Annotated in this window: 15 protein-coding genes and 1 tRNA gene; 3 read left to right on the forward strand and 13 right to left on the reverse strand. The window is 31.4% G+C overall.

From position 1 onward, the window contains the following. Positions 1-47: 47 nt before the first annotated feature. Complete coding sequence (locus OM075_RS10145; protein WP_301190394.1) at positions 48-1,565, forward strand: GH3 auxin-responsive promoter family protein; 1,518 nt, start codon at positions 48-50, stop codon at positions 1,563-1,565. 59 nt (positions 1,566-1,624) lie between these two features. Next, on the forward strand, positions 1,625-2,239 hold the full coding sequence (locus tag OM075_RS10150) for a deoxynucleoside kinase (RefSeq protein WP_301190395.1): 615 nt from the start codon (positions 1,625-1,627) through the stop codon (positions 2,237-2,239). A 7-nt stretch (positions 2,240-2,246) separates the two neighbouring features. Here OM075_RS10150 and OM075_RS10155 read toward each other — a convergent pair whose 3' ends face one another. Beyond that, a complete protein-coding gene (locus OM075_RS10155; RefSeq protein ID WP_301190396.1) occupies positions 2,247-2,924 on the reverse strand; it encodes a hypothetical protein in 678 nt (225 codons plus the stop codon). 137 nt (positions 2,925-3,061) lie between these two features. Between OM075_RS10155 and OM075_RS10160 the strand changes: the two genes are divergently transcribed. Then, a tRNA-Leu gene (locus OM075_RS10160) sits at positions 3,062-3,143 on the forward strand. Between the two features lie 161 nt (positions 3,144-3,304). On the opposite strand, the gene OM075_RS10165 is transcribed toward OM075_RS10160, so the two are convergent. The 12 genes from OM075_RS10165 to OM075_RS10220 form a co-directional block, all read right to left on the reverse strand. Next, positions 3,305-3,475 (reverse strand): hypothetical protein, encoded by a 171-nt coding sequence (locus OM075_RS10165; RefSeq protein ID WP_301190397.1) that lies wholly within the window; start codon positions 3,473-3,475, stop codon positions 3,305-3,307. A 4-nt stretch (positions 3,476-3,479) separates the two neighbouring features. Further along, positions 3,480-3,701, reverse strand: coding sequence for a hypothetical protein (locus OM075_RS10170; RefSeq protein ID WP_301190398.1), 222 nt, complete (start codon positions 3,699-3,701; stop codon positions 3,480-3,482). Then, entirely contained in the window at positions 3,679-3,828 is a 150-nt protein-coding gene (locus OM075_RS10175) for a hypothetical protein (protein ID WP_301190399.1), read from the reverse strand. The genes OM075_RS10170 and OM075_RS10175 overlap by 23 nt, the downstream gene beginning before the upstream one ends. 35 nt (positions 3,829-3,863) lie before the next feature. After that, positions 3,864-4,154, reverse strand: coding sequence for a hypothetical protein (locus OM075_RS10180; protein ID WP_301190400.1), 291 nt, complete (start codon positions 4,152-4,154; stop codon positions 3,864-3,866). Between the two features lie 69 nt (positions 4,155-4,223). Then, a complete protein-coding gene (locus tag OM075_RS10185; RefSeq protein ID WP_301190401.1) occupies positions 4,224-4,832 on the reverse strand; it encodes a hypothetical protein in 609 nt (202 codons plus the stop codon). After that, positions 4,822-4,992: a hypothetical protein gene (locus OM075_RS10190; RefSeq protein ID WP_301190402.1), complete on the reverse strand. Its 171-nt coding sequence runs from the start codon at positions 4,990-4,992 to the stop codon at positions 4,822-4,824. Before OM075_RS10190 ends, OM075_RS10185 begins: the two co-directional genes overlap by 11 nt. A gap of 22 nt (positions 4,993-5,014) precedes the next feature. Further along, positions 5,015-6,280 (reverse strand): hypothetical protein, encoded by a 1,266-nt coding sequence (locus tag OM075_RS10195; RefSeq protein WP_301190403.1) that lies wholly within the window; start codon positions 6,278-6,280, stop codon positions 5,015-5,017. 2 nt (positions 6,281-6,282) lie between these two features. Next, positions 6,283-6,561, reverse strand: coding sequence for a hypothetical protein (locus OM075_RS10200; RefSeq protein ID WP_301190404.1), 279 nt, complete (start codon positions 6,559-6,561; stop codon positions 6,283-6,285). Between the two features lie 2 nt (positions 6,562-6,563). Further along, complete coding sequence (locus OM075_RS10205) at positions 6,564-6,845, reverse strand: helix-turn-helix domain-containing protein (RefSeq protein ID WP_301190405.1); 282 nt, start codon at positions 6,843-6,845, stop codon at positions 6,564-6,566. Positions 6,846-6,916: 71 nt separating this feature from the next. After that, on the reverse strand, positions 6,917-7,969 hold the full coding sequence (locus tag OM075_RS10210; RefSeq protein ID WP_301190406.1) for a hypothetical protein: 1,053 nt from the start codon (positions 7,967-7,969) through the stop codon (positions 6,917-6,919). Between the two features lie 23 nt (positions 7,970-7,992). Beyond that, a complete protein-coding gene (locus OM075_RS10215) occupies positions 7,993-8,286 on the reverse strand; it encodes a hypothetical protein (RefSeq protein WP_301190407.1) in 294 nt (97 codons plus the stop codon). Further along, positions 8,286-9,647, reverse strand: coding sequence for a site-specific integrase (locus OM075_RS10220; protein ID WP_301190408.1), 1,362 nt, complete (start codon positions 9,645-9,647; stop codon positions 8,286-8,288). Before OM075_RS10220 ends, OM075_RS10215 begins: the two co-directional genes overlap by 1 nt. Between the last annotated feature and the right edge of the window lie 782 nt (positions 9,648-10,429).

Raw genomic sequence — 10,429 nt, forward strand, 5'->3', positions numbered from 1 at the left:
CGTTCTATCAAGAAAATTTTTATATTTAAAGTTTAAAAATAATTCATATGCCTATTCTGAATTCAATTATATCATTAGTTAATATACGTCGTTTATCACAAATAAATCACTTTAAAGAAAATCCGGAAGAGGTTCAGCAGGAACAACTTTTTGATTTGATTAAAAGATCAAAAGATACACATCATGGCAAGCATTATGATTTTGCTTCAATAAAAACAATCTCTCAGTTTCAGGAACGGGTTCCTGTTCAAAAATATGAGCAAATGGAATCGGTTATTGATAAGATCCGGCATGGAGATAAAAATGTTTTATGGCCAGGTGAAATTAAGTGGTTTGCAAAGTCATCGGGTACAACATCTTCAAAAAGTAAATTTATTCCTGTTTCAAAAGAGGCATTGGAAGATTGTCACTTTAGAGGAGGTAAAGATGTGTTGGCTCTTTATAATGAGATATATCCTGAAAATGACTTATTTAGTGGTAAGGGATTAACTCTTGGTGGTAGTCAGAAACTAAGTAAGTATAGTAAAGAATCATTTTATGGAGATCTCTCTGCTATTTTAATTGGAAACCTGCCATTTTGGGTGAATTTTATTCGCACACCAGATCAGAGTATTGCGTTATTGGATAAATGGGAAGAGAAACTGGTAAAGATGACTGAAGCTACAATTAATGAAAATGTAACTTCGTTATCAGGTGTTCCATCCTGGTTTTTGGTTTTAATCAAACATATTTTAAAAACAAAAGGCACTGATAATTTATTGGATGTATGGCCAAATCTGGAGCTTTTTATACATGGTGGTATCAACTTTGAACCTTATCGTGATCAGTATAAAAAGATTATTCCTTCCGATAAAATGCATTATATGGAAACGTACAATGCTTCCGAAGGCTTTTTTGCAATTCAGGATGATCCACAAGATTCATCCATGTTGCTGATGTTAGATTATGGTATTTTCTATGAGTTTGTTCCTATTAGTGAATATGGAAAAGAACATCCCATCGCTTTAACATTAGATCAGGTTGAGTTGGAAACCAATTATGCTATGATTATTTCAACTAATGGAGGTTTATGGCGATATGTTGTTGGGGATACTATTAAGTTTACATCTAAATATCCTTTTAAAATAAAAATTACAGGAAGAACCAAGCATTTTATTAATGCTTTTGGAGAAGAAGTAATTGTAGATAATTCTAATCAGGCCATAAACTATGCTTGTGAACAAACAGGTGCTGTAATTAAAGAATATACTGCAGCACCTATGTATATGAGCACAGAGGTACAAGGACGACACCAATGGATTATTGAGTTTGAAAAAGAACCGGAAGATTTAAATAAGTTTATTTTTTGTCTGGATAAGGAGCTTCAAAATGTAAATTCGGATTATGAGGCAAAAAGGTATAAGGATATTACTCTGGCTGCCCCAAAAGTTGAAATTGCCAGGAAAGACTTGTTTTTTGATTGGCTTAAAAAGCATAATAAATTAGGAGGACAAAATAAAGTGCCACGATTATCTAATAACAGGGATTTAATGGAAGAGTTATTAGCCATTAATCAAAAAAGTTAGATTGTTGATAGGTGTTTTTATACTTTTAGGTTGAATTTAATTACATAATTTCTGATCATATGCATATTGCAATAGCCGGTAATATTGGCTCCGGTAAAACTACGCTAACCACACTATTGGCAAATCACTACGGATGGGATTCTCATTACGAGGAGGTAGATGATAATCCTTATTTGGCAGATTTTTATGAAGATATGCAAAGGTGGGCATTTAGTCTTCAGGTATTTTTCTTGAATAGCCGTTTTTCTCAGGTTAACGAAATTCGTAAAATGGGTAAAACAGTCATTCAGGATAGAACGATCTACGAAGATGCATATATATTTGCTCCAAACCTTTATGATATGGGATTGATGAGTAAGCGTGACTTTGATAACTATGCTTCATTATTTGAATTAATGAGTAGTTTGGTTCAGGCTCCGGATTTATTAATTTATCTGCGAGCTTCGGTACCAAAGTTAGTGGAGCAGATTCAAAACAGGGGTCGTGAATATGAGAACAATATTCGATTGGATTATCTAAAAAGGTTAAATGAGAGGTACGAAGCCTGGATTGAACAGTATGATAAAGGAAAATTGCTTATTATAAACGTTGATGAGTATAATTTTATAAAAAATAAGTCTGATTTAAGTACCATTATCGATAGAGTGGACACTCATGTTAATGGATTATTTTAAATCTGTTCTACTTAAAAAATAATTTAGCAGAAAGCCCCCAGTGATTTTGTTTATCATGGGGGTTTATTGTTATATCTTCTTCAGGAATATATTCAGCCTCAATATCCGGAATTAAAGAGAATCGAATACCAACTTGCAGATAGTTTATTTTTGAGAGTTCCACTAAAAATCCAAATTCTGCCCCATATCCGGCATGTAAAGTGTTTGTAGTTATAGAAACTGATTCATTGCTTGCGTAAGAAGAATTAAAATCCCGATAATTTCGTAAGTAATATAATCCAAATATGGCTCCTAAATAAGGTTTAATATCTTGATCTGAGAAGTAATAATTACCCTGCGCACTTAAATTAACCATTTGGTAGTTCACTTTTATATCTCCATACTGCTGAGAATTCCATGTTTTTTTATCTTTAGGAAAATAGGAGTAGGCAAGTTCTGATAATAATGATAGTCGCGGATTGAACATCCATAATGTACCTACATTTAAGTTAATACCCGGGTTGGCAACAGTTGCAAATCCAAAATCGTCAATAGTAGGGTTTTTCTTTGAAACAATTTTTCCAAATCCATTATCCGGCACAACCATGCCAATTCCACCGCCCCACATTAATTTTTCCTGAGCATACAAATTAAGAAGAATAAACTGCAAAAAGAGTGTTATAATAAAGAATTTTTTATGTGGCATATGTTGCTTAATTATTTAATTTACTGCGAATATAATGATTAATACAAAATCAAAAATTAATAAATTGATCTAAAAGGTTTGTATATGTTTTTCTTTTATCTATATTTGCATCCGCAAAAATGTTAGAGATAACATTTGCCCAGATGGCGGAATTGGTAGACGCGCTGGTCTCAAACACCAGTGGGGCAACCCGTGCCGGTTCGATCCCGGCTCTGGGTACAGATAATAAACATATCTAATTAAAAACCTGCTAGTTATCTAGTGGGTTTTTTCTTTTTGGACAACCACTGGACAACTAAGCCCCAAAACCATATTTTAAAGCATAAAAAAAGGAAACCGTTTAAAGCTTCCTTGCGTGCGTAGTGACCTGAAAAAAATCTTTATTGCTCCTTTTCTGGATTTATTCCTCTGCCTAGATTCAAAACATTAATCTTATTTATTACATCTGGGAAAAGTTCCTGCATCTCATTTTCTAAAACATAGCCCTGTTGTAACCATTTCAACAAAACTATTTTCATTTCTTTTGATAATGGTATCTTTTTGTTTTTCATTGCATCAATAATTATCTTCTAAGTATTGGTTTATTTTTAGAGCTTCTTCCTTTGTCATTAAATTAGCTTCAATTTCATCAAATTTAAAAGCTTTCCGTATAGCTTCAATAGTTGTTAATTCGCCCAATGGAAACAACTCATTAAAATCCAACGTATTTATAAAACCATCCTGTAAGGCTTTGATTAATTTTATTTTGAGTTGCTTAGTTAATTGTATAGTTGCCATCTTTTTTATTTTTATTGTTATCCTCTGCGGTTGCTTGCTGCATCAGGTTTAAGAAGTCCTGACCTTGTTTTGTTAATAATTCTGGATAGTCGTTTGTTTCAATATATCCAGATTGTAAAGACTTCAAAAGCCTTGTTTTTAAATCCCTTGTTAATTCTATTTTCATTTGATTTCTTCGCTTAATCTGTTTATAATCTGGTCGAGTTGTTCCTCTGTTAAATTCTCATAGTTGATATTTGCATCTATATTTCTCATTTTAGGAATTGTAAAATCTAAAAGTTTAGATACAACTTGCCAACGTTGGTGAGGTTCAAGGTCTTTTAAATCCTGCTCTAACTGACTTGTATTAGCTTCTAATAGATTTTTAATCCAGTCCTTTAATTCAGTGGTAATTTTATTTTCTTTCCCCTTGGGTCTTCCATTGGGGTTATTTGTATGTCCTTTTTTTGCCATGTCTGTAAATCTTTGTTGTTTTCAAAAAAGACCAGGCAATTATTGAAAATCGCCCGATCTGATTAATTATTATTTTCTGATACCATGCACCAATCTTTGATAAGGTAATTGTTTAAATCCTATGCCATTATCAGTTAATACAAGGTTGAATAATTGTACAGGATTGAGTTTTGATTTATTATCATCGTCAATCATATCCTTAAGTTTTTGAAACTCTTTAATAACTTTCATCTGTTGAGCATGAAAAGCGATTTCTTTTTGATCTGTCAAATAAAGTGTACATTCATCTTCAATCTGGTTTTTATAATTTCCATTAAAAACAAAAACCCCATTATCTCCAATCTCTCCGTAATTAAGCAAATCAGATAAATGTTTATAGTCAAGATGTAACTCTTTTATATTTTCGATTACACTATTTGCGTTTGCTTTTATCACTTCCTTTGTTCCGGCAAATGATATATTCTTTAAATCTGCTTCTACTGCATCATTAATTTGTTTGATTGTATCTATTGCACCATTGCATACAATATCTTCAAAAGATGCTTTGTTTAACTTTATATCGTACTGCTCTAAATCAGATTTGAATGTAAATATTTCTTTTGCCGATAGAGTTAATTTTCTGATTTTAAAATCACGGGCGTTTTTATCAATTCCGATATTTATTTTCTTATTTTCCATTTTGTTTGTCTTTTGAATTTTTAATAATTTCTAAAGCGTTTTTTATTTCACTTGTAGGCTGTTTTGTCTGATTGCTTGTAATTGCATCCAGATAGGTTTCAGCTCCGGCTGGATTGCTTCTGATTAACTCAATTAGAGTATTTTTTTGATCGTCTGTCATTGTGTAAAATATTTAAGTGTTATTAATAAATTCCTGCTATCTGTTTTTTATGATCTGATATTAAAGCCATGTTGTTAAATAAGCTAGGTGTACTATTTAGCTTATCTATTGCCCTGCGTGTATTATTGCGGTCGTTATTACGTTTGTTAAAATCTACGGCACGAATGCGGTGTGTTATTTCTTCAAATCTCTTTTCCAAAGATTCTTTTGTGTAGTCAATGTTTTTGTAAGTTCTGGTATTGAATCGCTCTACTAAATCATTATAAATGTTAGTATCATATTTGTAGTAAAATTCAACATCAAGACTACTTAAAAAACGACCTCTTTTATTGCTTATAACTTTAGGGTAATTTGTTACTTCACATTTAGGAATGGACACACTATTTAAACTATCCGAACGTTGCAAATTTTGGTTTTCAGCATGATTTGAAAAGTCAGTCCGAACGTTGCATATTTTTAAAACACTATACTTTTCAGATACTAATGACTTAGCGATATTCTGAAAGCCATTTTTGCCATATTCATTAACCAGATTCTGAAAGCGTTTTTTATTCCTGTTTAGTGTACTTCTGTTTAAATCGGATAATGACCAGTAACGAGGATTATTTCCTTTTTCTAAAAGCGTTATATCTGCTTTTTTTAGTTCTTTTAAGTCAATACTATCATCATAGTATATTAAGTCATTAAAACTCTCTATAAGTACATTTAAAAGGCTTTCAATTTTCTTTTTATCTTTTAGGTCTGATAAGGTTCTCACTCCAAACTTATGAGCAAATTCCATCTTATCTATTCTTATTTCCAACCTCAAAAGATTACCACTTAAGCCGTATTGCTTAGACTTTGAATAGATTTTAAATGTTAGTCGGCTTTGTTTGAATTGGACGTAAAACTCTTTCTTTCCAATCCATTTAAGCGGTTCAATTCGATTCCATGATAAAAGATTCTTTAAAAACTCATCAGGATTAAATGTGGTAGGAACGTTTAAGCCAATTTCTAAACCGTTTAAAATGGTTGTTTCTGGGTTTATTGTAAATTCCTTGCATAACTCATCTATTGCAGTACATACCTGATTAAATGTGAGGTTTATTGTATTATCGCCATTTATGTATGTGGTTAATGAACCTGAAAACCTTACTCTACCATTTGGATATAAAGCAATATGCGAACCTCTATGTATTGCAGTTTGTTTTTGTGCTGTTTCTCCCGTGCTTGTATTTACCCTAACTTGTAAGTCTATGGTATCAGGAATAACGCACTTTAAATCGTTAATTTGAATGCCATCGACCATAACTAAAACAATTCTCTTATAGCTGCATAAAAACTGGCTCTATGTTTTGTTATAGGGCATAACTTCTTATCAACAACCATTATTTTATCTTCCTCGGTTAATTCAGCGATATAGCGTGTAATATTTGCACGTAGTATTCCTGTATAATTAGCTATCATTAAGCTAGTCATAGGATATTCACATAAAGCCTTATAAACGGTTTTCTTTTGAGCTTCAAAGTATTTATTAACTTTGTTGTGAGGGTGTGCTGTGGCGGTATGCTCTTTTCTTTTATCTGGCATGGCTACGAGTTTAGAGGGGTTAACATTTCTTCTATCTCGCTCCGCTTAAAATACACGCGCGAACCTATGCCGTAGCTCTTAAGCTTGCCTTTCTTGCACCAGTTATGTATTGTGGATAAATCGACCTTAAGGAGTTGTTTGAGGTCGTTACGTGTGAGCCATTCTGTTGGCTCTTTTGGTTGGAAATCTTTTTTTAACTCTTCTAATTGAGTTTTTACGCCTTTAATAATAGCGTCCTGTAATTGTTCAGGGCTAATGCTGATAAACTGAATCTGTGATGTCATAATAACTTAATTAATTATTTTCATCACAAAGAGAATCAATGCTTTAGGGAGTTTATTCCCTGTCTTACTCCCTATTTGGTATCATTCACTCCCTGTTTTATTAATGTTACCATTTTGGTAAATTGTTTTTTGTGTTTGTCTGTTGAAATATCGCCCCTAGTCTTTATTTTATCAAGATCAATTGATTTGTTATAATACTCATTAGTGTATTCTTCGATATATCTAGCAAATTTAGTAACACCACTAAAAAACATTTTATCTAAATAGTTATTATCTAGCATATTGTAATAAAACGCACATATTGCTGTATCACTTTTCGATAAATTATCAAAATACTCATCAATATATCTTTCAAAAACCTCATAGCCAATACTTTTAAATCCATCTTTAATTTTGTTATTATCTTGCTGGCTCAAATCCTGTATTTTAGCATCCAAATAATTATCTAACCTCTTGTTAAAATTGCTATGTTGCTTTTTCAATTCATTATCAGGTAACTCAGATTTGTACATAGTAAAAGCGTGCATCATTCCGTACTTTTTCTCTAAGAACACATTTAAAACATCAATCTTTGCACTATCGGTTTTTAGCTTATTTAATTGCCGTTCAAAGTCACCGATTAGCTCTTTTAATTCATCTTTATACTCATTTACTTGTAACTCTGTTAATGATAGATAATATGAATCATTAATCTTTTTTAATGCCTTGTATGTTTCTGTCTGGCTTAGTTGGTGAGAATAATACCTTTTATTTAGCTTTCCGTTTTTATGAAGTTCTATGCATTCAATGTCAATGTGTTGTTTTGTATCCAAAAATTTATTTTCAGCTATTTCGACCCTGCTAACTACACGGTAAAACTTTTCTTCATACGGGCTTACTTCATTGTAATTTGTTCGCCCTGCCTCATGTTTATTATATTCATCTATGAATTGCCAATACTCGGTTTCACTTTCAAACTGTGCCATCTGATATAAAAGCAAATCGGGCTTTTGTTGTGTTTCTGCAAATTCCGAAAACAAACACTCTTTTAATGCCTCGGAATGTTGAAAGTCCTTTAAGAAAGTTCCTTTCCCTATCTCAATACTAAATTGACGTTCAAAATCTTTAGTGTCTTTATCTAACATGGATTATTCTCCTATGATAACGGTTAATTATTCTCAATTATATCATTATACAATGCTCTCAATTCTTTCAATCGTTCTTTTATTAAGTCCATATCATCGGTAATGAAAAAATTTTGTAATAAATCTGTTTCTAAAAATTTAATCTTTCTATCTGTATTAGATGTTTTATAATCGTAGCTTATTTCTAAGCTTTCAATCATTGTATTAATTAGCTCCAAGCTTACAGAATCTTTTTCTTTAGTTTCGTCACTCTTATTGGTTTCATCATCATTCTTAAAGACAATTAATTTTTCTTTTAAATCATTATAATCGTTCATCAGTTTGCTTTTTTAATTATTTTAAGATTAGATTCTTTTTTATTCATCATTGCTGCCTTAGTCCAGTATTCCGCTAATTGTTGCGCCTGCTCGGTTGCTGTTTTACCGATATAAATTAAAAACTTTTTCTCTGTGGCGTGACCTGTGGCACTCATAATAATTGGCGTTGGTATATCTCCGTAGTGATTTGTTGCAAACGATCTACGCATACAATGTGAAGTAATAAGCTCATACTTCGGGTAGACTCCTGAAATCTTACGAAACTCTTTTTTTCCGTTAACCTCAACTTCTTTCATAATGGCTCCTGCTGTAGGTTGATCAATCTTTGCCAATTCACAAACATCCTTAATGTAAACATTAAACTTTACATCAGATATTTTATAAGGAAAATTACCATCGTTTTTATCCAAAATCTCTTTTACTTCGGGGTGTATTGGCAAAGTAACTCTCTTACCTGTTTTTATCTGGGTTAATTCAATTAACTCTAAACCACTTTTGAAAACAATATTCTTCTTAGTTAGCTTTAATAGATCGGATACTCTTTGACCTGTATAGCATCCAATAATTAACCAATCACGGGCATTGGCTAATGCTTCCCTAACATAGTCTGTATTTTTTATTGTTTCCAGTTCTTTAAATGAAAGTATTATCTTTTCTACACTATCATCCTTTACCCCTGTAATATCATCTAAATTAGAATTTACTTTTAATCCATCTTTTCGGGCTTTTTTGCACATCGTTTTAAGATTGATTGAAAGAGTACCTATGTAGTTATCTGAATATCCTTTACCTCTTAAATAAATATCAAATTGATTTACAAACTCTGGGCTAACATCAACAATGTTATATTTTTTCTTCTTTGATTTTTGAAAATCTGTTAATCTGGCTTTTAATGTTACAAACTTTTGGATAGTGTTTTTTGAAACTCCACGTTTACCATTCTTTTGTATGTGATATGGCAAATAATCAATGTATGATTGAGTGAACGTTAAAAGGTCGCTTCTATCTCGTTCCTCATCCGTAGGGCGGTTCTGTATTTCTCTGATTTGATTCTCTAACCAAACGCCATCAATAACGATTCCTTTTTCTGTACAATCATTAAAGCGTTTATTTATTTCAGTAGATAAACTATCCAACTGTTCTTTTAACTTCTTGCTAATTGCATCAGTTTGTTTTGGCACTCCAAATTCAGTCAATTTACCTTTGTTAGCTCCTTTCGTTGCCGTAGTAAATTTCCATAAAGACTTATCAATAGTATATCCAGTTTTGCGCTTTAAGTTAACTTCTCTACCTGCTGTAAGTCTAATGTATATCTCTTTTTGGTCAGTATTGCCCCGAGCCATGAATTTAATTTGTGCCATATCTTAAACATTGAATTATTACAAATATACGATGTTTGGACAGCACTTGGACAACGTTTGGACAACTTCTTTAAATTATATTCAATTTTATTCAATCATTACTTAATACTATGTATTGCTTGTATTTATTGAGTTTTCTTTAATTTACTAGGGTTTTAGCTTCTTTTGATTCTTATCATATTGAGTGGGTATTACTTCGGCTCTGGGTACAGATAAACCTCTTGATTAGTTAATAGTCAAGAGGTTTTGTTTTTTATGAGTAGTAAATTGATAGTAAATATTGATTTATTTTCTTGTAGGTGTATCTTCTAAATTTAATTCTTTGAATTTTAGCTATAATCTTAATATTTTTTGAGTAAACATGTAAACTTTAGTATTTAATGTGTTGTTTGTTAGTGTATTAATGGTTTGTATAATGGTTTACGAGTATTACTGTTCTTTGATAACATTTAAATTAAATAGATTATTTATAATCATTAAGTAAGTTAATGAAATTTTAATTTTTATGTATTAAGTATTTATAAATCCTAAGCTACTAAATTTTTAACTTATATTATCTGCAAAATCTTTTGATAGGTGTAAAATGATAAAACACTCGGTTTCTTCTTTTGAATAATCACTACGAAACCTTTCAACCATCCAACATTCATCTTCTTCAATTTCTTCTAACAATTTTACCTGATCTTTAGGATCACGTACAATATTTGGGTCTGGACAAAAAAAATGATTATTTTGCTGTTAAATAGAAACAGAAAATAAAAATAAGTAATAAGTTGAAAGAA

The sequence above is a fragment of the Plebeiibacterium sediminum genome (assembly GCF_026013605.1).
Lineage (GTDB): Bacteria > Bacteroidota > Bacteroidia > Bacteroidales > Marinilabiliaceae > Saccharicrinis > Saccharicrinis sediminus.